Origin of the sequence: Helicobacter sp. 16-1353, from assembly GCF_003288815.1 — a bacterium.
Taxonomy (GTDB): domain Bacteria; phylum Campylobacterota; class Campylobacteria; order Campylobacterales; family Helicobacteraceae; genus NHYM01.
The window spans coordinates 69,108-90,845 of record NZ_NHYM01000002.1 but is presented as its reverse complement, the minus strand read 5'-3'; the positions used below and the strand labels follow the sequence as shown (position 1 = coordinate 90,845).

Genomic DNA, 21,738 nt, shown 5'->3' with positions numbered 1-21,738 from the left:
AAATGAATAGATTTGAAGGTGATTTAAGACTAAATGGCAGTGAAAAAGTGGCAATTATAGCATCAAGATTCAACCATCTTATCACAGATAGATTAGTTGAAGGGGCAGAAGATAGCTTTTTGCGACACGGGGGAGATGAAAATAATCTAAATCTTATTTTAGTGCCGGGGGCATATGAGATTCCATTTGCACTAAATAGGCTTTTAAGTCAAGATGATTATGATGGAATCTGTTGCATAGGGGCTATTATCCGCGGTTCAACCCCACATTTTGATTATGTGAGTGCTGAGGCTACAAAAGGTATCGCCAATGCCACACTTAAATATGGTGCTTGTGTGAGCTTTGGTCTTTTAACAACAGATACCATTGAACAAGCCATTGAGAGAGCTGGGACGAAAGTAGGCAATAAAGGTTTTGAAGCGATGAATTCATTAATAGAATTGATGAGTTTATATAAGAAAATATAATGGCGACTAGAACACACGCAAGAGAAGCAGTTGTTGTGCTTTTATATGCGTATTCAAGCGGAAATACAGATATACGAAAATTTGCTCCAATGATGTTAGAGCAGAAAAAAATTAAAAATATGCAATTAGAATTTGCACTAAATCTATTTGATGGTGTAGTTTCGCATCTTGATGATATTGATAAGATTATTATAGATTCGCTTAAAAGCTGGGATTTTAATAGAATTGGTGTTATTGATAAATGTATTATTCGCTTAGGCGTGTATGAGATGATTTTCACTAATCTTGATATACCTATTATCATTAATGAAGCATTGGAAATATCTAAAATATTAGGAAGTGATAATACCTCTCGTTTCGTAAATGGAATCCTAGATTCCATAGGCAAAAATAATAATATTAGAAATAAAGGTTGATAATGCCAAAACTATGTATTGCCCTTGATTTGCCAAGAGATGAGAATCTTGCTTTATGCGAGAATCTTGCAAAAAATAATATTTATAATATTTATTTAAAGATTGGGCTTAGAAGTTTTATACGCGATGGTGTAGATTTTATAAAAGATTTAGAGAATCTTGGATTTAAGATTTTTTTAGATTTAAAGCTTTATGACATTCCAAATACAATGCTAGATTCCATTAGAGAGATAATGAAATTAAATGTTAGTATGCTTACTATTCACGCAAGTAGTGGAAGAGTAGCAATGCGTGAGATTGGAAAACTAATAAAACAATGTGAGAATCCGCCATTAATTTTTGCGGTTAGTGCATTGACAAGTTTTACAAATGATGATTTTGTAGAAATCTATAATACTCCATTAGATAAGGCTATATTAAATCTTGCAAAAATAGTCAATGAATGCGGGATTGATGGTATAGTGTGCTCTCCTTTGGAATCTAAATCTATAAAAGATAAATTTGATTTATTAACGCTAACTCCGGGAATTAGACCTATAAAGAGCGATTTTAATACAGCAATAGATTTATATGATAATAGCGATGACCAAAATCGCACTTCATCTATTAAAATGGCAGAATCTAGCGATTTTATCGTTATAGGACGACCTATTTATAAGCACAAGAATCCTATTTTTATAACAAAGCAAATATTATCAATACTAGATAATAAAGGGTGTTAAATGCAGATTATAGCGGATATAGATAGTTTAATCGCTTGGAGAAATAATCAAAATGGAACAATTGGATATGTCGCTACTATGGGAGCTTTACATCAAGGGCATTTATCTTTAATGCGAGATTCTAAGAAAAATAATGACAAAACCATTGTATCTATCTTTGTCAATCCAGCACAATTTGGTGCAAATGAAGACTTTGATAAATATCCCAGAGCGAAAGATAAAGATATTGAGCTTTGTAGGATTGCGGGTGTTGATGTGGTTTTTACCCCTGAAGTTTGCCACATATATCCCATAAAAGATGAAGTAAATATTATTCCACCTATAAAAATGGCTAATGTTTTTGAAGGTGCATTTCGCCCCGGACATTTTAATGGCGTTTTGCTTGTTATCGCGAAGTTTTTTAATCTAATTCGTCCTACTAATGCGTATTTTGGCAAAAAAGACGCACAGCAATTGCTTATAATTAGGCGAATGGTTAGGGATTTGTTTTTTAATATAAATATTGTTGGTTGTGATATTGTGCGGGATTCTAATAATTTGGCACTTAGCTCAAGAAATGTTTATTTAGATTCTGCTTCGTATAATCTCGCACTTAGGATTCCTAAAGCTTTAGAGATTGTTTCGCATTGTGTTTTATCGAATAAATTGGAATCTAGCGTATTAGAAAAGGCTGCATTAGATGTTTTGGGAGATTTAGAAGTGGATTATTGCAAGATTGTAGATTTTAATCTAAATCCCATTGAAAAAGTGAAAAATGGAGAATCTCTATTAATAATAGCAGTTAGGGTTGGCGGGGTTAGATTGTTGGATAATTGTTGGTTTTAATATCTAATATTGAAAAATAGGAGTTTGCTTTGAGGGTTATTTTTTATTTAATTTTTACTATTGGGATATTGAGTGCAAATAATTTTACAGATGCCATAACATCAGGGACAAAAGAGGGAGATATACATCTTATTTTTGATTATGCAAATTCTTCACCAGATAAAAATGGCACAAAATATCAAGATAATGCATATCTAGCGACATCATTTGGACTTTATTATCATAGTGCTTTTTATGGATATTTTAGAGCATATATTGGATTTAGAGGGGCGCTTCCTTTGATACAAGGTAGTAAGAATTCTCGCTATAGTGGCGGAAAAGGTGATGGTGCAAGGGATTTTTGGACTAATAGTAGAGTAATGCTTGCTAGGAGTTATTTAGAGTATTTTGATGGTGATACTAATATACAAGCAGGTAGATTGGAGCAAGAAAGTGATTTAATAGCAAAGCAAATGGATGGCATTTGGTTTCGAAATAAATCTTTGGGTTTTTTGCTTATTGATGCTATATGGATAAATCAATATGGTAGGGTTTTGCCACGAGAGCTTTCAAGCTTTGAAAAATTTAATACAAAATATGGTGGGGCATATTATTTAGGGCTTACTTTGGATATTTTGGAGATTTTAAAACTAAAAGCTTATGGTCTAACCTCGCCACAATTTTATAGTTTTCTTGCATTTAAAGCAGATTTAGATACGACTTATATAGATGCAAGTGCGGGAATAGTCGCTGGATTTGAGCATAGAAATAGTGTTTTTAGGGATAAAAATAGCCTTTTATTTAATGCAGATATTGGATTTAATTTTAATATTTTCTATGGGGAATTAGGCTATATTAAAACAGGTTCATCTATTGGAATGGGGAATCTACAGCTTACAGGAAATAGCTTTAATCCGTTTTTTTATTTTAGTGGCGATGCATTAAATTATGAGCGAAATGTAAATTTATTTTATGGGAAGATTGGTATCGATGCAAATATAATACAAACTTATTTAGTATATGGCTACAATACTTTTAATAGGAATCAAAGCGTAGATTCTAAGAAATATTCTCAAGGTGAAATAAATCTATATTTTGATTGGAAAACAAGTGAAGTTACTAATGTTATTTTCTATTTTCTAAATACACACGGAGGTAAAAATGCCATTCCTACGCTAAATCAGCTTGGTTTAGCAGTAAAGCTTGGATTCTAAGAATCCTTATATAAAGATTCTATCAAAGTATTTTTTAAACACATAAAAGAATATAAAACCTCTTATAAATGTTTCAATTAGGATTATTATATATATCGAAAATATTGGTAATCCTGCTATTAAACATAAATACATTGGTAGGATTCTAAGCCCCCAAATTGATGTAATATTTATTATCAATGATATTTTTGTCGCACCTGCTCCACGATATGCACCATCAAGAACGAATATAAAAACAAGTGGAATCTGCGAAAGCCCAATAAAAAATAAATACATCATCGAGCTATAAACTACATCGTTTTTATTGCTAAAAGGATAGCTTAGGGCTTCCCCAAAAATCATCATAAAAAGCCCCATAACTCCCATAAAAATCGAGCCTAGAATGATTATTGTGTAGATAAATTGCTTTAATAAATCTTTTCTATTTTTTCCTAGATATTGTCCTGTGAGTGCCATAGAAGCGACCATAAATCCAAAAGATGGCATAACAGCAAATGCTTCAATTCTTGTGCCGATTTGGAATCCCGCTAAATAATCACTCCCATAAGTTGCAATGAATTTTGATATTAAGATTAACGATATAATCGTAAATCCTCTTTCCACGCCGACTGGAATCCCGATATTTATACCTTTTTTGAAAATAGCAGGAGAAAAGAAGAATCTTAATTTTAATCTGCCATTTTTCTTAGCTAGTAATGCTAGTAATATAACTAACTCTAAATATGAAGTCAATAGATTTGATATAGCCATTCCCACGATGTCTAGTGGCTCAAAAAAGATTCCAAAAATAAGAATATAATTTAATGCTATATTTATTGTTGTTATTACTATTTTGATAAAAAATGGTGTTTTTGTATTACCCATTGCGGCAAATGATGATATTAATATACTTTTTGCAAGTAACGCAGGAATCCCAAATAAAATAATATTTACAAATATTCCTCCCAAAGCTTGAGATGTGGTATCCACTCCAATCCAGCTAAAATAGCTTGGATATAGCAAATTAGCAATAAGATATATGGGTAGTGAAAAAGCAATTGCCCCAAAAAACATACTTGATAAAACATCTATAATCGCATTAAAATCTTTTTTGCCATATAGACGCGATATTTGTGCGTTTGTCCCTACAAAAAATACATTTGTGATAACAAAAATTAGCATAAAGAAATTTAGCCCAAGCCCAACGGCATTAATATGATAGCTTGATAATTTACCCATCATAAAAATACCAATCATTATATTTGCAATATCAAGCAAAGAGTTTAAGCCAGAGGGAATGGCTATGTTTAGGATTCTTTTACATCGTTGGGCGAATGTGATTTTGTGCTTTGTCAATGTGATTAGCCCAAATTAGTCTATAAATCTTTTTGTAATATTTTGATAAAACTCAATTCTTCTATCTCGTAAAAATGGCCACATATGGCGGACTTCGGCTATTCTATCCATATTAATTATAGCTTTGATTATCTCATCATTTTGGGTTTTTGCCATTGCGATTTCCTCGCCCTGTGGTCCAAAAATAAAGCTATGCCCCCAAAACTCAATGCCATTTATTTGATTGGATTTGGCGGAATCTGCGTATTTTGTGGAATCTTGGGCGATTTTAGATTCGCTAGATTCGGCTATTTTAGATTCTGTGGTGGTTTTGGATTCTATAGATTCTATAAGTTTATTTTCCTCAAATCCCACACGATTTACTGCTATTACAAATACGCCATTTGCAATTGCATGTCCTTTCTGCACTCCAAGCCACGCATTTAATTGGCGATTTTGCTCTTCTTTTGGCTCATTTGGGGAAAAGCCAATCGCTGTTGGGTAAATCAAAATCTCAGCTCCGCCCAAAGTCATAAGCCTAGCAGCCTCTGGAAACCACTGGTCCCAGCAGATTAAAATGCCAAGTTTTCCAATTGAGGTTTCTATTGGGCGAAATTCATTATCGCCGATGGTAAAATAAAATTTCTCATAAAATCCCGGGTCATCTGGAATATGCATTTTGCGGTATTTCCCAGCGATACTCCCGTCTTTTTCGAAAACCACAGCGGTATTGTGATAAAGCCCATTTGCTCGTTTCTCAAATAGTGAAGTAACCAAAACGATATTATTTTTTCTCGCCACTTGGGAGAAAATCTCAATTTCATTTTCAAAAGATTCTGCGTATTTGAAAAAATCCACATTCTCACTTTGACAGAAATACTCGCTTGTGTGAAGCTCCTGCAATACTACCAAATCCGCACCATTTATCGCAGCTTGTCTAATCATTTCTAATGTGTATTCAATGGTTTTTTCTTTTGTTTGTTTAAATGAATGCTGGATTAATGCCACTTGGATATTATTTTTTCTAATCATTCGTCATCTTCGTAATCGTCATCATCTATTGTATAATCATCGTCATCATAATCATAATCTATCTCATCACTATCATCAAAATCGTCCCAATCCTCGTCTAAATCATCATAATCATCATCGCTATCTTGCATTGCTAGTTTTAATATTTCTTCTTTCATAATATCCCCTTTTATAAATCTAATATTTTACAATTTATTTTATCCAATTAGACACAATATTTATATCTTTATAGCTTGTCATATCAAGCAATATTGGCGTAATACTTGTATATCCATCAAATACCGCTTGAAAATCCGAATTATTCTCCTCCCTTTCATTCCATTCTAGTGGGTGAAGTCCCAGCCAATAATACTCTTGCCCTCGTGGATTGCGATGTAGATGTGCGTCATTGCCGTATAATCTATATCCTAATTGAGTAGTTTTTATCCCCTTGTAATCTTTTCTTTTTACTTGAGGAATATTTATATTTAGCAGTTTTCTTCCATTTAGTGGGAAACTACTATCTAATATTTTTTGAGCAATATTTCTTGTTACTTCTTTTGCTAATGTAAAATCATATATAAAAGCGTCATTTTTATCGCTTAATACTTGCGATATAGCGATAGATGGAATCTCCCTTATAGCACCCTCCATTGCACCTGCAACGGTTCCTGAGTAGGTTACATCTTCGCCCATATTTGCACCTATATTGATTCCAGATATGATTAAATCCGGTTTTATCGTATAAAGTGTATTTAATGCTAGATAAATGCAATCTGCCGGCGTTCCATTGTCTAATTTATAATAATCATCTTTAATTTTTACAAATCTTAGAGGTTTTGTTAGTGTAAGTCCGTGCCCACAAGCGGATTTTTCACTAGCAGGGGCGACGACTAGAATCCTACCTAAATCCTTGATAGCCTCCACTAGTGCTTCTAATGCAGGAGAATCAAATCCATCATCATTTGTGATTAATATATTTTTCATTTATATCCTTATTATTTTTTAATATGCTTGAAGTAAAATCTCCAAATTTTTACTTATCTTTTTATCAATCTTTGCTAATCGTTCCATAATGATATTTTTCAAATCTTCTTTTGCTTTTTTTGCATTCTCTAATCCCAAAAGATTCACATAACTATTTTTATTTGTATCATTGTGTGTGGGCTTTCCTATATCTTTTTCATTTTCTAATGTATCAAGCAAATCATCTCTTATTTGGAAATATAAACCAAGTGTAATACCAAACTTATATAAACTACTAATCTCTTTTTTTGGTAGCTCAGCGATTATCCCGCCCATTTCTAATGCACTTGCTATGAGATTTGCCGTTTTATTGATATGGATAAAATCAAGTTTATCTTTTTGCAAAATGGTATTTTCAAAATAACAATCACAAGCTTGTCCTAAGACCATTTTTAAAGCACCAAATGAAAGTGAGTTGTTTAATTTGACTTTTATCTTATTTTTAAAATGTGATTTTCCAATGAGATAAAAAGCATAGGTATTTAGTGCATCTCCTGCTAGAATCGCACTTGTCTCATTATATTTTATATGTAGGGTTTGATGTCCTCTTCTTAAAGGTGAATTATCCATAGCAGGTAAATCATCGTGTATTAGCGAATATGTATGTAAGGATTCCAATGCTAGTGCCACTATAAATGTATCTTTTATTTTTTTGGGTTTTTTCGCTAAAACAACACTGAAAAGCAGATTCGGGCGGAATCTTTTGCCACCATTTATAACCATTTCCCAAAATGCTTCTTTGAAATGTGGATGAAAGCTTTCCATTATATTTGTATTGTGATTTCTTAAGAAATCCTCAAAATCGCTCATTATATTTTCATATTGTTTTTTCATAGATTCCCCTCAATTTAGTGTAATGAAAAGCTCAAATTTATTTCTAAGTATCAATAATGACAATTCATCTTTTTTCTGTGTGGCTATTGCCTTATTTAATGCTTGGATAGAATCTACTTTTATTTGATTTACCCTTAGGATTCTATCACCTTCTTTAAAATAGGTTTTGCCGATATTTTTAAGCACAACTAAATCTTTATTTAAAACAATGCCAAATGCTTCTAAAAATGAAACATCATCGCTAAAGCGGACATTTCGTCGTATCGTTTTTACTTCTAATGTTAGAATCTTAGAATCTCTTTTAATGGTTATTTTTACATTAGAATCTGGCTTTAGTAATGTAATCGTATCTACAAAATCATTAGAATCTACTATATTTTTATCATTAACTTTAAGTATTATATCTCCTATATTTATTCCAGTATTTATAAGTGGATTAGTATCGCTGACTATAACCCCATCTTTGCCATCTACTACAAATATACTTATATAAGAATATGCTATATTTTTAGCTTTTAGGAATATATCAATATATTTTTTATCGATAAATTTATTATTCCCCGCACTAATCCCATAAATTTGATAGCAAATATCACTAATGATTGAGTTTTCATCTATATTTTTACTAAATATTGCAAGTTTATTAAAAGATTGTTGTTTTTGTAGAATCTCGCCATTTATAATAGAATCTTTATTTATCGCTTTTACGGGGATTGATTTGTGTATATTATTAAATATAAATTTACCATTTAGCTCCATATCTTTAAATAGATATAAACCCAAAAAATCATCTTTTTTTATTAATGATTTGCTATCAAGCGGGATACTAGAATACGCTAGATAATTCCCATTTCCTATGTGGATTGCCATTGTATTAGCGAATTCTTTGGAGTTATTTATATAAAACTCTCTACACTTACTAAAATCTAGTGCATTTACAAAGCCCAAAGTTAAGATAAATACACAAAATACCTTAATTTTTAAATGGCGACATATCACCAAAAAGCTCCATTGCAGTATTTTTCTTATTTACTTCAACATTTTTATAAGCCTCATTGATTGCACCAATTAGCAGAATCTGTAGCGATTCTACATCATCTAATAAACTTTTATCAATGTTTAAATCTACAACCTCTCCTTTGCCATTTATGCTTACTTTCACCAAGCCACCACCACTTGTAGCACTAAAAATAGTATTTGCTTGTTTCTCTTCTATATTTTTAAAATTATCTTGAAATTGATTTAGCATTTTATTCAAATCATCAGGATTAAACATCATATTTCCTTTGAATGTGAGATTATGTTGTTATTACTATCTAATAAAATAATGGTAGGTTTGTAGGATTCTAACTCATCTATATCGTAACTTGCATACGCCATAATAATGATTTTATCGCCTATTTGCACCTTTCTTGCTGCAGCTCCATTTAGGCAGATAGTCCCGCTATTTGCCTCTCCTTCAATGATATAAGTGGAAAATCGCTCTCCATTATCAATGTCGGCAATATCCACCTTTTGCCCTACAAAGAGTTTCGCTTCTTTCAAAATCATCTTATCAATAGTGATTGAGCCCTTATAATTGAGATTTGCATCGGTTATCGTAGCACTGTGAATCTTGCTATAAAGCATTTCTATTTTCATAATCTTATCTTCTCTTACATATAAATTCTTATAAAAAATTTTAACATAATTTGATTATACTTGCTAGATAATTTTTTTTAAAGGTTCATTAATGGATAGGATTCTGCTTTCTTGTGGTAATGGCGGTAGGGAAAATGCTAATTTAATTAATAATGTTTTTATGAAATATTTTAAGGATTTTGCAAAATATGCATTTGAAGATGCAGGATTCTTCGCAGGATTCTCCAATAAACTTTCTAATGATTTCGCAATAAGCACAGATTCTTACACTATTACGCCCATATTTTTCCCCGGTGGTGATATTGGCAAACTTAGTATTTGTGGAAGTTGTAATGATGTGGCAGTTAGCGGTGCAAAACCTATGTATTTGACAATATCATTTATAATTGAAGAGGGATTTTTGGTGCAGGATTTAGAAAAAATCGCAAAATCAATGAGCGAAGAAATGCATAAAAATAATCTCACTCTTTTATCCGCTGATACAAAGGTAGTCCCAAAGGGTAGTGTGGAGGGCGTTTTTATCAACTCTACAATTATTGGTAAAGTGGAATACAAAGGCTTAAGTGCTAAGAATCTAAAAGAAGATGATGTTATTATTTTAAATGCACCGATTGGAAGTCATGGGGCTTGTATTTATTGTTTAAGAAATAATATAAGTTTAGAAAATAATCTACAAAGTGATTGTGCGAGTTTATGGGAAATGATTGAGGTATTATTAAAAAATAACATCGAGATTCACGCCATTAGAGATGCGACTCGTGGAGGTATTGCAGCACTTTTGAATGAATGGGCTAATTCTTCTAAAAAAGATATTTATATTAACCAAAATGATATTTTAATATTAGATGAGGTTAGAGGGATATGCGAGATTCTAGGAATTGAGCCATATAGTTTGGCAAATGAGGGAGTTTGTGCTTTTGCACTACCAGAAAGTAAGGCAAATAAGGCATTGGAGATTCTACATAATACGAATCTTGGGAAAGATTCTAGGATTATTGGTCGGGTTTGTAAGAATGATTTAGGAAATAAAGTAATACTACAAAATACTTGGGGAACAAAGCGATATTTGGAATATCCAGAGGGGGAGATTCTGCCTAGAATCTGCTAAGATTTATTTAGTTTTTAAAGCAAATATTAATTATGTTATAATTTTCAACCCAAAATCAAAGGTTTAGAAAGGCTTTTATGGATATTTACAAAGATGGTAATTTGGCATTGATTGGGGGGGGGCAGTCGCTTTAATTCCAAGCTTTAAACCAACTCCAGAACTTCTTAATATTGTTGATTCACTATTAGATTCAAATATCTCTGTTGTTATTGTAAATGACGGCTCTCCAAAGAGTTTTGATGCTATTTTTTCACAAATAAATAAAAAAGCGATTTTATTACACAATGCAATCAATCTTGGCAAAGGTGCGGCTTTAAAAAATGGCATTAATTTTATCTTAAATAATTATAGTAATTTGAAGTTAATAATCACGGCAGATTCCGATGGACAGCATAAAGTAGAAGATATACTACATTTAAGAGATATGTTTCTTGCTAATGTAGATATAGATTTAGCTATTGGTGTTCGTAAGTTTGAAGGGGAAAATATCCCATTTAAAAGCAAATTTGGCAATAAAATAACTAGAGTAATATTTAAAACTATGTTTGGTAAATCCATACAAGATACACAAACGGGGCTTCGTGCATTTAGTCCTGATTTTGCAAAAATGATGTTGAAAAATACCTATAATGGGTATGAATTTGAAATGCAAATGCTAGTTTTAGCTTGTAATAAAAATATGAAAATATTGCAAGTCCCAATCAAAACTATCTATATAAATAATAATGCCGCTTCACATTTTAATCCTATTTTTGATTCCATAAGTATTTATTTTGTGCTATTTAGACATATTGGAAATTCCATTCTTACTGCATTAATTGATTATGTTGTATTTGTGATTGCTTTTAGTTTAGGATTTGGACTTTTTGCTTGTATGTTAAGTGGTAGAATCATCGCTGGAAGCTTTAATTTCATCGTTGGTAAAACTATTGTTTTCAAAACAAAAGCGAATCTAAAATTTGAACTCATTTCTTATATTTCCTTAACCATTGTTTTAATGCTTATTTCTATGCAAGGTATTAAGTTTATCTCATATTATAGCGGTGTAAGTGAGATTATAGTTAAGCCAATTTGCGAATCAATGATTTTTGCTATTAGTTTTTTAGTGCAGAGATTTTTTATTTTCACTTCTAAAGCTAAGATTCTAGATTCTATCAATACAGAATCTATGGGGGGGGGGATAAGTGCTAGGGCGACAGATTGGGAAAAATATTATTCTAAACGAAAAAATAATAATTTTAAAATATCAAATATTACAAGAAAGATTAGTGCAACAATGATTTTGAATCTACTTAAAAAATATAAGAATATACATCGTATTTGCGAGTTTGGCGGTGGCGATAGCTGCTTTTATAAAGATTTTAGGGAATCCTACGCCAATGCGGATTATATCGTTTTTGATAATTCTAAAAAAGGTGTGGATTCTTTTAATAACAAATATGCGACCAAATCGCCACATAAACAAAAAGCAATATTATTTAATTTATTGGAATCTAAAGCAATAGATTCTAGCTTTGATGTGGTGTTTTCTGCTGGTTTAATCGAGCATTTTAATAAAACTAATACAAGAGCTATGTGTATAAAACATTTTGAGTTTGCAAAAAGTGGCGGAATTGTTTTAATCACATATCCAACGCCAACATTGCTTTATAGGGTTATTCGTAGCATATTAGAAAAATTAAATTTATGGGAATTTCACGATGAGCGGGCATTGCTTTTTGATGAAGTCAATGCTACTTGCGAAGAATATGGAGAATTGCTTAGTAGGAAATTAAATTTTGCTATTGGGCTTACACAGGAAATATTAGTTTATAAAAAATATTAAAGGAATATTATGGGTTTAGTTTTAGCGATATTATCATTTTTTAGTGCGGTATTTTTACCCGGAGCAATTGCATATAAATTATATTGTAGAAGATTCGGCATTTCTATAAATATATCTTTATTGATTGTGGCAAGTTTTATTATTAGCCTATGTTTTAATTTATATTTAGTTTATATGCTCGTTTTATTTGGAATCTACACACAAAATGTAGTTATTGTTATTTTTATCATAGAAATTATATTATTTCTATATCTATTTTTCTTTGAGATTAAAAATGGGATTCCGCTACCTTGCGTAATAAAATCCAATAATTATTTCTTGCAATTTTTATTCTTACTTGGAATCTTAATATCATTATATGTTTTTAATAATGTCCTAAAGGCAGATATTTTTTATGCTTGGGATGCCGTAGTATCGTGGAATCGCTGGGGAACTGAATGGGCTTTTGGTCAGCTTGTTTTAAATGAAGGTGGATATTCCCAACTATATCCCATATTATTATCTTTGGGTTATGTCGCTAGTCAAAAAATATCAAGTTTTCAAGGGATTGGCGTTGGCATATATTGGTATTTTGCATTTGTTGGGATTGTAGCAAGTATCTTTTTATTTAATAAAGATTCCATAAAGGGCAGTATATTTGGCATTACTCTTAGTGTTATTACATATATTGTATTTTTTAGATTATCCAATGAATTTTTTATCGGTTATGTTGATATGCCTGTTGCGATGATTATCTTAATATCAGCACTTTGTTTGCTAAAAGTCAGCCTTATGGAAACTAATAAAATAGATAAAAATATGCTATTTTTCTATCTTATTTTAGGTGCATTTGCCGCAGGAATCAGCACAGAGATAAAACAATCTGGATTATTTTGGTGTGTTGTTTATATCATCGCTTTATTTTATATAAAAAGAAAGCAAAAAATTGATATTAAAATAATATGGATTTGTATAGCCATCATTGCAATATTTAGTGCACCTTGGATTATCATTGCAATCTATAAGAAATTGATTTTAAATATAGATTCTACAAATGCTAGTTTTGTAATGGATAGAATATTTTTAGGAAAGGGATATGGAGACCGTTTATTAGATGCTTGTTCTTCATATAAAAATATTACAATATTATTCGTTCTATCGCTATTTAGTTTAAGATTACCAAATAAAATCTTTGGCTTTTTTGCTATTTTTGGCTTTCTATATTTTATTTTCTGGGGAACGCATTTAAGCTATGATTTGCGAAATTTACAAGCATCATTACCTTTGATGATAATTTCTCTTAGTGCTGTTATTGTTTATTATGCCAAATTTTATAATGCCATATTAGCATTTTTGTATAAACGAATCGCCCTTATTTTCGTGTGTTTTATTGCAATTGGTTTGATTGTGGCATCTTTTAGTGCTGAGAATATACTAAAAGCAGAATATAGAAAAAAGATGAATTTAGGCGATAGACATGCAAATGAAATGGTTTTTGAAACCTTTAAAAATAAAGGGAAAAAGATAGTTCTAACAAGCAATCAACTTCTAGCATTTACACCTGATTTTGATAGAAAGTATTATAAACTTTATCATTTTGGGAAACATATAAAAGATGGTGAATTTGAAAAATACGCAACTAACTTTAAAAAAGAACAAGGAAGTTTCTATATCCTATTGCCAAATAGCGAATTACATCGATATGAAAACTTTTTAAGTAATAAAACCAAGATAGGCTCTACGAATCAATATACTTTATTTGAATATTAGATTTATCTATGGTGAAGTAATGGCGACTTTATAAATATTTAATGGATAGATAAAAGTAACAAAATGGTAAAATTTTAAAAAATACAATTTGTTTTTGCAAAAATATCTTATTTTTTTGTATAATTTCCATTTTTAATAGATTAATATTTTTATCTAGGATATTTATGAGATTAAACACAATGATAAATCGAAGAAGTTTTTTACTTTCATCATCATTGATATTATTAAATATAGCAAATGCGAATTTTTTTAGCAAAAATGTTGATTTTAAAAGCCTAAAAATTGGTTATTTGCCTATAAGCGACCATCTTTTAATAATCGCCAAAGAGCTATACAACTCCCCATTTACGCCAATAAAATTTAGCTCATGGGCGGATTTAAGCGAGGCTTTAAGGGCAAAGGCGATAGATGGAGCATTTATACTAACGCCCCTTGCTTTGCGATTGAGAACTCAAGGGGTGAGCTTAAAAGCGATATTTGCAGCACATCGAAATGGCTCTGCACTAGTGCTAAAAAAAGGGATTTTAGAAACTCAAAATGCCAAAAATCTTAATGTGGCGAATTTAAAAAATGTGGCGAATGGAAAAAATAAAAATGCGGAAAATGTAGCAAATATAGCGAAAAGCGATAGCTTAAATAAAAATGCAAAAAATAATTTTAAGCCCGATATTTCGCTTTTAAAAGGGCTTAGGATTGCTATTCCAAGCCGATTTTCAACACATTATTTATTGCTTGCAAATCTCTTAGAGCAGGGCGGACTAACCCCAAATGATATTAAAATCGTAGATATGTCCCCACCAGAAATGGTTTTTGGGCTTTTGTCAAATAGTATTGATGGCTTTATCGTGGCTGAACCTTTTGGGTTTATCGCTGAGCTACGCGATATTGCAGAGCTTTTTAGGCTCTCAAAGGATATTGTAAATAATCATATTTGCTGCGTTTTTGCCCTAAGGGAGGAAGTTTTAGCAGATTCTCAAATGGATTCTAAGATTTTAGCGGATTCTGGAATCCAAACTATCGTTAATAATTTTGTAAAAACGGCACATTTTATAGAGCATAATCACGAAGATTCTGCAATTTTAGGGAATAAGCTTTTAGGCTATAAACCAGAAATTATCAAAAATCTCCTAGATTGCGATGAAAGAGTGGTTTTTAAAAACCTAAAATTAAGCAAAAACGATATAGATTGGAATGTGAAAAATATGCAAGATTTTGGCATTTGGAGCAATGGAGCGGATAAAATAGCAGATTCCCAAAGTGATATTTTTAGCGATTTTGTGGATTCAACGCTTCTAGATTCTGCCTTTAAAGCGCTAGATTCCACGAATCTCACGCAAGATTCCACACAGAAATTAAACTTAAATCGCAATCCGCAAGAATCCAGATTCCACACAGAATCTAAAGCTAAATTCCACAGCGGAATCCCAGAATCTAAAGCTAAATCCACCCCAAGATTTTACGCAGAATCTAACGCAAAACTCACAGAATCCACCACAAAGAATCCGCTATGAAGCTTAGAATTCTATCTTTTATCATTTTTATTGCCATTATTTTTTTATGGGAAATCTTGCTAGATTCTACTAGCTTTTTACCGCGTCCTAGCGATGTTTGGGCGGCATTCTTAGAGCTATTAAATAATGGAATCTTAATCCAATCCATACTAGATTCCCTAAGGCGATTTGCAATCGGGCTATTTATCGGCGGAGGCGTGGCGACATTCGTGGGGCTTATCTTAGGGCGATTTACTAGCTTTGAGATAGTCTTAGAGCCATATATCCAGCTTTTACGCCCCATTTCACCCATTGCGTGGCTTCCTATACTCGCCCTTTTATTTGGGATTGGCGAAGTTGGGGCGATTTTTGTAATCATCTATGCCGTATTTTTCCCTGTTTTATTGCTCTCAATCGCTGGTGTTCGGGCGATAAACCCCACGCTTTTGCAAATGGCAAAGAATTTTGGGGCAAGTGAATGGCTTATTTTTAAAAGCATTATTTTACCCGGGGCATTCGCTCATATCGCAAGTGGGCTTAAACTTGCTGCATCAATTGCGTGGATTCACCTTGTGGCAGGGGAGATGCTAGGGATTCAAAGCGGACTTGGGTATCTTATAATCGATGGGCGAAATACCTTACGAATGGATATTGTAGTGGTTGCGATGAGTTGGATTGGGATTTTGGGCTATGGGATTCATCTTGTATTTGTGAGATTGGAGCGATTTATCCGCTCTAAATTAGGAGAATCTAAGTGAGAGAATCTAAGCTGGAATCTAGAAAAAATCCACTTGCGGAATCTACGCAAATAAAGGGAATCTAAATGATTAAAATAAAACATTGCAATAAATCTTTTCATACTAAAAAATCCCAGCACGAAGCTAAATATCACGCTTTGAAAAATATAAATTTGGAGATAAAAAGGGGCGAATTTGTCATTCTACTTGGCTCTAGTGGGTGTGGGAAAACGACCTTGTTAAATATCATCGGTGGATTTGAGGGCTTTGATAGTGGCGAAATATCCATAGATAGCGAGGTTTTTCATAAGCAAACAAATCCAAAAGATTGCATTAAGATTTTCCAAGATTTCGCATTGCTTCCGTGGCGAAATGCACTAGATAATATCGCTTTTGGGCTTCAATCTAAGGGATTTAGCCTAAAAGAATCAAGGGGAAAAGCAAGGGAATATTTGAAGTTAGTGCATCTAGAATCGCTCTCCCACTCATTCCCCATAAATTTAAGTGGTGGACAAAAGCAGCGAATCGCCCTTGCAAGGGGACTATGCGTTAAGCCAAAGATTCTATTATTAGATGAGCCATTTTCAGCACTCGATAATTTCACTAGAATTTCCTTGCAAAATGAGTTGCTTAGGATTTCAAAAGAGCTAAAAACTACGATGATTTTCGTAACGCACGACATCGAAGAGGCGATTTTCCTAGGCGATAGAGTAATTATAATGAAGCCAAATCCGGGGCAAATCGTAGCAGACATAGAAATAAAAATCGATAAAAGCGATAGAAATAGCTTGGAATTTTTGGGATTAAAGCGGAAAATCGCACAATATTTGGAAGATTATCGATTTGATTTAGAATATGTGATTTAGTCTAAATCCCGTGCCATATGGATTTTTAATTGCATATGGCACAAAAATTTAACAATACAAAGGATAAATAATGAAAGTAGGACAAACTTCTTGCACTAGATTAGAACCAATCGACAAAAAAGGACTAGAGGAATTAATAAAAAATGGCAAGGCAAATCCAAATGCCATAAAAACATTGAAATGTAAAACTGTGGCTGAGGGGCGATTTCGCCATTCAAATTATATTAGGAATCTCCCAGCTTATATCGTAGATGAGCCACCAACACTTCTAGGCGATGATACCGCACCAAATCCTAGCGAGGCACTTTTAGCGGCACTTGGAAGTTGCCTAGCTGTAGGGATTCACGCAAATGCAATCGCAAATAATATCGTTATTACAAAGTTGGAGTTGGAACTTGAGGGTGATTTGAATATTACTGCAGTTTGGGGGACAGGGGACTTATCAAAGGATAAACCGCTTGGATTTACTGATATTCGCGTAAAAATTAATATAGAATCTAACGCAGATAAAGAAACTACAGATAATCTAATCGCCCACGCTACAAAATACTCTCCTGTGGCAAATACGATTTTGAGAGCGGTGAATCTTAGCGTAAAAGCGGGATAATGTAGAAAATAAACATTTAAGGAAATAGTATGGGAGTTGAAAACATCTTAGAATCTTTAAGTAATAAGGTCGTAGAAATCCACAAGGGGCATTATCCTAAGGATATTTTGCTTGATTTAGGGAAAGCGGGTTTATATCAACCTTTTTTAAAAAATGGCGAAAATGGGCTATTTCAAGCGATAGGAAATATCGCTAAAGTCTCGCAAATCTGTGGAAATACGGGCTTTTGTGTGTGGTGTCAAAATGCTCTAATTTGGTATTTATTTAATGCTAAAAATAAGAATGAGCGAATAAAAGAATTATTTAAAAAAGCAAGCAATGGCGAGATTCTCGGTGGCACAGGGCTTTCAAACCCTATGAAAGCATTTGTAGGGATTGAAAAACACAAGATTAAAGGCAAAAAAGTATCAAATGGAATCGCCCTAAGTGGAACTTTGCCGTGGGTCTCAAATATAGAAAAAGGGCATTATTTTGGTGCTATTGTAGAGATGGAATATTCTAGTGAGTTTTCGCTAGTTTTAATCGAATGCAATGAAAATGCAAAGCTCTCACACAGCGTGTCTTTTTGTGCGTTAGAGGGCTCTGGGACACTTGCGGTGTGCTTGGATAATTATATCGTGCCAAGTGAAGATATTTTAGTGCCAGATTTTAAGGAGTCTTTGCTAGAGATTATCCCAGCTTTTGTCATTTTGCAAGGTGGCATTGCACTTGGGCTAATTGATTCTGCGATTGAAAACTGCACGAAGAATCTTAATATAAAAGGCGGGATAAACTCGTATTTATCAAGCTTAGATGACTTTGTGGAAAGGCGGAATAATCTAGTAGAGCGGACGCAAAATCTAGCCAAAACGCCATATCTAAAAACGAAAGAATATTTTCGCTCCGCCTTAGAATTAAAAAAAGATTTTATAGATTTGGCACTTGAACTAGCAAATCAAAATATGTTATTTTTAGGCACAAAGGGCTATTTGCAAGATTCTTTGGCTTCAAAATTATTACTAGAATCTTATTTTGTTGCCATCGTAACGCCGTCCTTAAAGCATATTAATAAAATCTTGCAAAGCTGATTTTCAATGATAATTTTTAGGATTCTATCGTGCATGAATATTCTGTAGTTTCATCGCTTATTCTTTTATGTGAAGAAGAGGCATTGAAAAATAATGCAAAAAATATCATTACAATAACTATTGAGATTGGCGAGAGAAGTGGCGTAGAGGTGGAGCTTCTTAAGAGTGCTTTTGAGTTTTTTAAAGAAGAAAGTAGATTCTGTAAAAATAGCATCCTCGAGATAGTGCATAAAAATATTACATTGCATTGTAATGATTGTAATTTTAAATTTACCGCTAGTGGATTGAATTACGGGATATGTCCGCAATGCAATAGTAATAATGTAATTATTATTGAGGGAAAAGAATTAAATTTATTAAGGCTAGAAATGGAATAATTTTATAAAAAGTTTTAGGATTAACAAATGGATAAGATTTTTGATAAATTTATACAAAATGCAGATAATATTCGTGAGACTTGGCAGATTGTGGAATTTTTTGAAGAGGAATTTAAAAAATTCAAAAATGAAGTTAATGATTATGAAAATAATATAACAAAAGAGCAAGAAATGCTAAAGGCTATTCGAGCGGAGTATTTGGAGATTCAAGATGCGTTAAAAAATGCAAAAATCGATTTAGAGCGATTACAAGAGCAGAATAAAAACCTAGAAACAAATATCTATGATGTGGATTCTATCGATAATCTGCGTAAGAATATCCCTATTCGTCCGCTTGAGAAAGTTGATATTCGTTTAAAAGATGGCATTGTAGTAAAGGCGAATCCTGCTAGAGATGTGTATTCTAAGGAAATCGCTGAAAAATATCTTATAAGTTTAAAAGAACTAAGAGCATTAAAATCAAAGCTTATGAATAGTGATTTGGAAAATGCAAAATTAAAAAATGAGATAAAAGATATAAAGGCAGAAAGAAAAGTTATATGAAACTTTTTGTAAGTGCCCTAGAGCCATCTTCTAATATACATTTACAATATTTATTAAAAGAGCTAAAAAAACACATAGATTTTGATTTATATGGGGTTTTTTCGAAAGATATAGAATATGGGATTCCACTATATGAATTAGAGCAATTTTCCATTATGGGCTTTGTTGATGTTTTTAAAAAAATAACATTTTTCTTAAATGCTTCTAATGAAATGTCTAAATTAGCCCTAGAGTGCGATAAAATACTGCTACTTGATAGCTCATCTTTTCACATTCCTTTGGCTAAGAAAATAAAAAAAGCTAATCCAAATAAGGTTATAATGTATTATATTTTGCCACAGATTTGGGCTTGGAAGCCGTGGCGTGCAAAAACTATTGAAAAATATTTTGATAAATTAGCAGCGACTCTGCCTTTTGAGATTTCTTATTATCAAGCAAAAGCTGTTTTTATAGGACATCCATTGCTTGATGAAATAACGCATTTTAGGGGAGATTCTAGTGTGGAATCTAATGCAGAATCTAAAGATTCTAGGATTCTAGAATCCAATACTAAGAATCTCATTACCTTTATGCCGGGTAGTAGGATTGGTGAGATAAATAGAATCTTTCCTATTTTTAGAGAGTTAAAAAATATCCTAAAAAAAGAGGATTCTAATTTAGTGTTTAATTTAGTCGTTCCTAAGCATTTTAAGCATAGAAAAATAGATGAGATTTACAATGATATAAGTGATTTTAATATTGTTTTTGATGCACAATTAAGCTTATATGAGAGCAAATTCGCCTTTATCTGTAGTGGCACAGCGACGCTAGAATGTGCCATAATAGGAACTCCATTTGTGCTAGGATATAAAGCAAAGAAATTCGATGCTTTAGTTGTAAAAAATTTTTTAAATATTGAGTATGTTGGATTGGCAAATATTTTATATCGTAAGATTCACCCAGATTCACTTTTTCATTATGAAATCTTGCAAGATAAACTAACTGCAAAAAATCTTCTTGATGCCTATAATAAATCAAAAGATGATGATTTTATCTCCAAAAGCCTAGAAATACGCAAATATTTACAATATGGCAGTGCGAAAAATGTAGCTTGTTGGCTACTTGATAAAAATTAAATAGTTTTATAGATTATGGTAAAATTTGATTAATTTATTTTTGATAGAGGTGATGTTATGAGAACTAAGATTTTAGCTGTAATTGTCGTAGTAGCATTGTGTGTGGGCGGTTATTTGTATAAAGATACTATTATGGGATTCCTTGGGTTTCATTCTTCTAATGAAGAAACATTTGACGAAACAATAGATGTCCCCATTGTTGAAAATCAAGCTATGAAAAATACAGATTCCAATGCGACATCTTTCAATATTACTTCAAGTCCCTCAAGCCCTGCGGGAATCTTAAATAACTCTTGTTCTAGTGGTGTTATTAAGGATTGCGTAGCATTGGCAAATCTCTATTTAGAGGGTTCAAGCGTAGCAAAAGACCCTATAAAAGCAATAAATATCTTAATAAAACCTTGCGAAGATGAGAATGCAGATGCCTGTGCTTTGCTTGCTAATATCTATGATAAGGGCTTAGGTGTTGCTGAATCTATTTATTTATATTTAGGTTATGCAAACAAGGCTTGTAATTTTGGAAATATGGATTCTTGCTATGATTTGGGAGTTAAATATTATCGTGGAAATGGTGAATTAATGCCAAAAGATGTAATGAAATCATTGTATTTATTTAAAAAGACTTGCGATAAAGGTAAATTGGAGGGTTGTAATAATCTAGCAGTGATTTACAATAATGGTAAAAATGGCATTCCAAGGAATCTTAATCTCGCTAAATCTTTATTTGAAAATGCTTGTAAAAGTGGCTATCAACCAAGTTGTGATAATCTAAAGAAAATTTTTCCTAATTAAAATTTATAAGGTA

25 protein-coding genes are annotated in these 21,738 nt (G+C 32.3%); 17 read left to right on the top strand and 8 right to left on the bottom strand.

Features of this window, described 5'->3' with window-relative positions; genetic code table 11:
- Nucleotides 1-2 precede the first annotated feature (2 nt).
- Genes ribH through CCY99_RS01750 form a run of 5 tightly spaced genes read left to right on the top strand, consistent with a single transcriptional unit; the run spans nucleotide 3 to nucleotide 3,623 of the window.
- On the top strand, nucleotides 3-467 hold the full coding sequence (gene ribH, locus CCY99_RS01770; RefSeq protein WP_112059694.1) for a 6,7-dimethyl-8-ribityllumazine synthase: 465 nt from the start codon (nucleotides 3-5) through the stop codon (nucleotides 465-467).
- A complete protein-coding gene (nusB, locus tag CCY99_RS01765) occupies nucleotides 467-883 on the top strand; it encodes a transcription antitermination factor NusB (RefSeq protein WP_112059693.1) in 417 nt (138 codons plus the stop codon). Before ribH ends, nusB begins: the two co-directional genes overlap by 1 nt.
- A 2-nt stretch (nucleotides 884-885) precedes the next feature.
- The gene (gene pyrF / locus CCY99_RS01760) at nucleotides 886-1,605 is read left to right on the top strand and encodes an orotidine-5'-phosphate decarboxylase (RefSeq protein ID WP_112059692.1); all 720 of its coding nucleotides are present in this window, start codon (nucleotides 886-888) and stop codon (nucleotides 1,603-1,605) included.
- A complete protein-coding gene (gene panC / locus CCY99_RS01755; protein WP_112059691.1) occupies nucleotides 1,606-2,430 on the top strand; it encodes a pantoate--beta-alanine ligase in 825 nt (274 codons plus the stop codon).
- Nucleotides 2,431-2,459: 29 nt separating this feature from the next.
- Entirely contained in the window at nucleotides 2,460-3,623 is a 1,164-nt protein-coding gene (locus CCY99_RS01750) for an Opr family porin (protein ID WP_112059690.1), read from the top strand.
- A 6-nt stretch (nucleotides 3,624-3,629) separates the two neighbouring features.
- On the opposite strand, the gene CCY99_RS01745 is transcribed toward CCY99_RS01750, so the two are convergent.
- The 8 genes from CCY99_RS01745 to panD are packed head-to-tail and all read right to left on the bottom strand — an operon-like array spanning nucleotide 3,630 to nucleotide 9,449.
- Entirely contained in the window at nucleotides 3,630-4,958 is a 1,329-nt protein-coding gene (locus CCY99_RS01745; RefSeq protein ID WP_112059689.1) for an MATE family efflux transporter, read from the bottom strand.
- A 15-nt stretch (nucleotides 4,959-4,973) separates the two neighbouring features.
- Nucleotides 4,974-5,969 carry a carbon-nitrogen hydrolase gene (locus CCY99_RS01740; RefSeq protein WP_112059688.1) on the bottom strand — a complete coding sequence of 332 codons (996 nt, stop codon included), beginning with the start codon at nucleotides 5,967-5,969 and terminating at the stop codon, nucleotides 4,974-4,976.
- A complete protein-coding gene (locus CCY99_RS09430; protein WP_181646796.1) occupies nucleotides 5,966-6,127 on the bottom strand; it encodes a hypothetical protein in 162 nt (53 codons plus the stop codon). Before CCY99_RS09430 ends, CCY99_RS01740 begins: the two co-directional genes overlap by 4 nt.
- Before the next feature lie 34 nt (nucleotides 6,128-6,161).
- Entirely contained in the window at nucleotides 6,162-6,935 is a 774-nt protein-coding gene (gene surE / locus CCY99_RS01735) for a 5'/3'-nucleotidase SurE (protein WP_112059687.1), read from the bottom strand.
- A gap of 18 nt (nucleotides 6,936-6,953) precedes the next feature.
- Nucleotides 6,954-7,808, bottom strand: coding sequence for a polyprenyl synthetase family protein (locus tag CCY99_RS01730; protein WP_112059686.1), 855 nt, complete (start codon nucleotides 7,806-7,808; stop codon nucleotides 6,954-6,956).
- 9 nt (nucleotides 7,809-7,817) lie between these two features.
- The gene (locus CCY99_RS01725) at nucleotides 7,818-8,807 is read right to left on the bottom strand and encodes a PDZ domain-containing protein (RefSeq protein WP_146744918.1); all 990 of its coding nucleotides are present in this window, start codon (nucleotides 8,805-8,807) and stop codon (nucleotides 7,818-7,820) included.
- Nucleotides 8,782-9,084, bottom strand: a complete 303-nt coding sequence (locus tag CCY99_RS01720) for a YbaB/EbfC family nucleoid-associated protein (RefSeq protein WP_112059684.1) — start codon at nucleotides 9,082-9,084, stop codon at nucleotides 8,782-8,784. The genes CCY99_RS01725 and CCY99_RS01720 overlap by 26 nt, the downstream gene beginning before the upstream one ends.
- The gene (gene panD / locus CCY99_RS01715; RefSeq protein WP_112059683.1) at nucleotides 9,084-9,449 is read right to left on the bottom strand and encodes an aspartate 1-decarboxylase; all 366 of its coding nucleotides are present in this window, start codon (nucleotides 9,447-9,449) and stop codon (nucleotides 9,084-9,086) included. The genes CCY99_RS01720 and panD overlap by 1 nt, the downstream gene beginning before the upstream one ends.
- Before the next feature lie 91 nt (nucleotides 9,450-9,540).
- Between panD and hypE the strand changes: the two genes are divergently transcribed.
- The 12 genes from hypE to CCY99_RS01650 all read left to right on the top strand — a co-directional run bounded on the left by hypE (nucleotide 9,541) and on the right by CCY99_RS01650 (nucleotide 21,725).
- Complete coding sequence (hypE, locus tag CCY99_RS01710) at nucleotides 9,541-10,557, top strand: hydrogenase expression/formation protein HypE (protein ID WP_112059682.1); 1,017 nt, start codon at nucleotides 9,541-9,543, stop codon at nucleotides 10,555-10,557.
- 106 nt (nucleotides 10,558-10,663) lie between these two features.
- Nucleotides 10,664-12,382, top strand: coding sequence for a glycosyltransferase (locus CCY99_RS01700; RefSeq protein WP_346436734.1), 1,719 nt, complete (start codon nucleotides 10,664-10,666; stop codon nucleotides 12,380-12,382).
- A gap of 9 nt (nucleotides 12,383-12,391) precedes the next feature.
- Nucleotides 12,392-14,131 carry a hypothetical protein gene (locus CCY99_RS01695; RefSeq protein WP_112059679.1) on the top strand — a complete coding sequence of 580 codons (1,740 nt, stop codon included), beginning with the start codon at nucleotides 12,392-12,394 and terminating at the stop codon, nucleotides 14,129-14,131.
- 164 nt (nucleotides 14,132-14,295) lie between these two features.
- The gene (locus tag CCY99_RS01690; RefSeq protein ID WP_112059678.1) at nucleotides 14,296-15,642 is read left to right on the top strand and encodes an ABC transporter substrate-binding protein; all 1,347 of its coding nucleotides are present in this window, start codon (nucleotides 14,296-14,298) and stop codon (nucleotides 15,640-15,642) included.
- A complete protein-coding gene (locus CCY99_RS01685; protein WP_112059677.1) occupies nucleotides 15,639-16,379 on the top strand; it encodes an ABC transporter permease in 741 nt (246 codons plus the stop codon). Before CCY99_RS01690 ends, CCY99_RS01685 begins: the two co-directional genes overlap by 4 nt.
- A 65-nt stretch (nucleotides 16,380-16,444) precedes the next feature.
- Nucleotides 16,445-17,224, top strand: a complete 780-nt coding sequence (locus CCY99_RS01680) for an ABC transporter ATP-binding protein (protein WP_112059676.1) — start codon at nucleotides 16,445-16,447, stop codon at nucleotides 17,222-17,224.
- 70 nt (nucleotides 17,225-17,294) lie between these two features.
- Nucleotides 17,295-17,831, top strand: a complete 537-nt coding sequence (locus CCY99_RS01675) for an OsmC family protein (RefSeq protein ID WP_112059675.1) — start codon at nucleotides 17,295-17,297, stop codon at nucleotides 17,829-17,831.
- A gap of 29 nt (nucleotides 17,832-17,860) precedes the next feature.
- Entirely contained in the window at nucleotides 17,861-18,898 is a 1,038-nt protein-coding gene (locus tag CCY99_RS01670) for an acyl-CoA/acyl-ACP dehydrogenase (protein ID WP_112059674.1), read from the top strand.
- Nucleotides 18,899-18,927: 29 nt separating this feature from the next.
- Nucleotides 18,928-19,275, top strand: a complete 348-nt coding sequence (hypA, locus tag CCY99_RS01665; protein ID WP_112059673.1) for a hydrogenase/urease nickel incorporation protein HypA — start codon at nucleotides 18,928-18,930, stop codon at nucleotides 19,273-19,275.
- 27 nt (nucleotides 19,276-19,302) lie between these two features.
- A complete protein-coding gene (gene mua, locus CCY99_RS01660; protein ID WP_112059672.1) occupies nucleotides 19,303-19,818 on the top strand; it encodes a nickel-binding protein Mua in 516 nt (171 codons plus the stop codon).
- The gene (gene lpxB / locus CCY99_RS01655; RefSeq protein ID WP_112059671.1) at nucleotides 19,815-20,933 is read left to right on the top strand and encodes a lipid-A-disaccharide synthase; all 1,119 of its coding nucleotides are present in this window, start codon (nucleotides 19,815-19,817) and stop codon (nucleotides 20,931-20,933) included. Before mua ends, lpxB begins: the two co-directional genes overlap by 4 nt.
- A 57-nt stretch (nucleotides 20,934-20,990) precedes the next feature.
- Nucleotides 20,991-21,725, top strand: a complete 735-nt coding sequence (locus CCY99_RS01650) for a tetratricopeptide repeat protein (protein WP_112059670.1) — start codon at nucleotides 20,991-20,993, stop codon at nucleotides 21,723-21,725.
- The last annotated feature ends 13 nt before the right edge of the window (nucleotides 21,726-21,738 follow it).

Excerpts from the sequence above, each read along its gene's own strand:
- CCY99_RS01650 (WP_112059670.1), top strand. The coding sequence starts at position 20,991 with ATGAGAACTAAGATTTTAGCTGTAATTGTCGTAGTAGCATTGTGTGTG.
- surE (WP_112059687.1), bottom strand. The coding sequence starts at position 6,935 with ATGAAAAATATATTAATCACAAATGATGATGGATTTGATTCTCCTGCA.
- CCY99_RS01670 (WP_112059674.1), top strand. The coding sequence starts at position 17,861 with ATGGGAGTTGAAAACATCTTAGAATCTTTAAGTAATAAGGTCGTAGAA.
- CCY99_RS01740 (WP_112059688.1), bottom strand. The coding sequence starts at position 5,969 with ATGATTAGAAAAAATAATATCCAAGTGGCATTAATCCAGCATTCATTT.
- nusB (WP_112059693.1), top strand. The coding sequence starts at position 467 with ATGGCGACTAGAACACACGCAAGAGAAGCAGTTGTTGTGCTTTTATAT.
- CCY99_RS01680 (WP_112059676.1), top strand. The coding sequence starts at position 16,445 with ATGATTAAAATAAAACATTGCAATAAATCTTTTCATACTAAAAAATCC.
- panD (WP_112059683.1), bottom strand. The coding sequence starts at position 9,449 with ATGAAAATAGAAATGCTTTATAGCAAGATTCACAGTGCTACGATAACC.
- panC (WP_112059691.1), top strand. The coding sequence starts at position 1,606 with ATGCAGATTATAGCGGATATAGATAGTTTAATCGCTTGGAGAAATAAT.
- CCY99_RS09430 (WP_181646796.1), bottom strand. The coding sequence starts at position 6,127 with ATGAAAGAAGAAATATTAAAACTAGCAATGCAAGATAGCGATGATGAT.
- CCY99_RS01675 (WP_112059675.1), top strand. The coding sequence starts at position 17,295 with ATGAAAGTAGGACAAACTTCTTGCACTAGATTAGAACCAATCGACAAA.
- pyrF (WP_112059692.1), top strand. The coding sequence starts at position 886 with ATGCCAAAACTATGTATTGCCCTTGATTTGCCAAGAGATGAGAATCTT.
- CCY99_RS01730 (WP_112059686.1), bottom strand. The coding sequence starts at position 7,808 with ATGAAAAAACAATATGAAAATATAATGAGCGATTTTGAGGATTTCTTA.
- hypE (WP_112059682.1), top strand. The coding sequence starts at position 9,541 with ATGGATAGGATTCTGCTTTCTTGTGGTAATGGCGGTAGGGAAAATGCT.
- CCY99_RS01720 (WP_112059684.1), bottom strand. The coding sequence starts at position 9,084 with ATGTTTAATCCTGATGATTTGAATAAAATGCTAAATCAATTTCAAGAT.
- CCY99_RS01695 (WP_112059679.1), top strand. The coding sequence starts at position 12,392 with ATGGGTTTAGTTTTAGCGATATTATCATTTTTTAGTGCGGTATTTTTA.
- lpxB (WP_112059671.1), top strand. The coding sequence starts at position 19,815 with ATGAAACTTTTTGTAAGTGCCCTAGAGCCATCTTCTAATATACATTTA.
- CCY99_RS01685 (WP_112059677.1), top strand. The coding sequence starts at position 15,639 with ATGAAGCTTAGAATTCTATCTTTTATCATTTTTATTGCCATTATTTTT.
- CCY99_RS01690 (WP_112059678.1), top strand. The coding sequence starts at position 14,296 with ATGAGATTAAACACAATGATAAATCGAAGAAGTTTTTTACTTTCATCA.
- ribH (WP_112059694.1), top strand. The coding sequence starts at position 3 with ATGAATAGATTTGAAGGTGATTTAAGACTAAATGGCAGTGAAAAAGTG.
- mua (WP_112059672.1), top strand. The coding sequence starts at position 19,303 with ATGGATAAGATTTTTGATAAATTTATACAAAATGCAGATAATATTCGT.